Raw genomic sequence first — 1,380 nt, forward strand, 5'->3', positions numbered from 1 at the left:
CGGAGTTTAAGGGGGTTCCGAGAGCGCTTCGGATCACCCCCGGCCGCACGATCCTTTCTTTCGTAACCCGATACGATGAGTGGATCGAGAAAGGTAAGCCGGCTGATATCGACCCGGGAGTATGGATTGCTGAGAGGTTTTCGAAGTACATTGTGAGAGAAGCTCGTTACAATTGGAGTCAGGGAGACTTACGCGTATCATTGACTGGTGTTACGGATTGGGGGGTCGATGTAGCGAAGGCTGATTCTCCGTCATTCGACGATTACCTTGCTGTAGCCGGACTCGAAAAGACCAAGGATTACTATGGCTACATCAGATCTCTCGGTGATTTGTGCTGGAAATTAGATAGTGGTAAGACCAGTTGTGAGGAGATATGCCAGGAGACCGAGAAGCTTAGGAATTTCCTGAAGCCAGGTGATCAGACAAACGGCCCCGATGTGGGTGGAAACTTCCCCCCATCTCAATGCACCTACAAGGGAACAGCTTATGCCAACAAAAAAGCGGAAATTGAGCAGATAATGGGAGCTTTACGAACTATGGGAATAAATACAAAAGAAGCTTATGCCGGGGTTTTGGGAAACTTGGCAGACGAAAGTGGATTTGATTCTAATGTTCACAATACTTCGAGACAAGGTCTTACTTGTGTAACTGACTCTTCAAACCCTCCAGCCGGTAGAAAAGAAAAATGCTACGGGGTAGCTCAATGGGGAGGAATAAGAAAAATAGAAGGACTTAGTTTTTGTTCAGGTAAAGATGCTAGCCTTAACTGCCAACTCCAATATATGTCAAAAGAGCTAAAGGAGGGACGTCATGCCAGTAGAGATACAGTTTCTAAGATGAACGGGGCTAAAACTCCGGAGGAAGCAGCGTCTTTGTGGAATGAGTACTATGAAAGAGGCTCTGGTGGAATCCAGAACAGATCCAACCAGGCGAGAGTAATCTTTGATGGCTTAGACTGCTCACCTGTTAACCCATGACCCCCCTCCTCGCCCTCTTCCTACGTGACGTCATAGACGATTCGGCCAAACAGATCCTGAAGCGCGAGGCAGTATCGCAGGTATCCGAGTCGATACGGAAAGAATTCCTTCGTACCGTCGCTGAAGGCTACGCGAGGGAGGTTACATACAACATCTCACAGTACGTTCGATCAGTAGAGGCGATTAGCGTTCAGGTGGATAGTGAGGGGTATGGCGAAAAGCTATACACTGCTTTCCAAAAATCCCTCAAAGACCTCGAAGTCGAGCTTGAGCAGCAAGGTCCGGATTCCCCGGTAATCAAATACCTTGAAGAGAAGTATGGGAAGCGTGAGGAGTCGGTTGTGGGACGTAAGCCCCAACCCGTCTACACAATGTATATGGGAAAACCCGACCCCTCTCGTCC

Annotated in this window: 2 protein-coding genes; both read left to right on the forward strand. The window is 48.5% G+C overall.

The genetic code is table 11. The features are described from left to right. Window positions 1-977: hypothetical protein (locus EBR25_14035; protein NBW42089.1), on the forward strand; the 977-nt coding region annotated here is incomplete at its 5' end. After that, the coding region (locus EBR25_14040) for a hypothetical protein (GenBank protein NBW42090.1) at window positions 974-1,380 on the forward strand (407 nt) is incomplete at its 3' end. The genes EBR25_14035 and EBR25_14040, both read left to right, overlap by 4 nt.

This window comes from bacterium (assembly GCA_009926305.1).
Taxonomy (GTDB): domain Bacteria; phylum Bdellovibrionota_C; class UBA2361; order UBA2361; family RFPC01; genus RFPC01.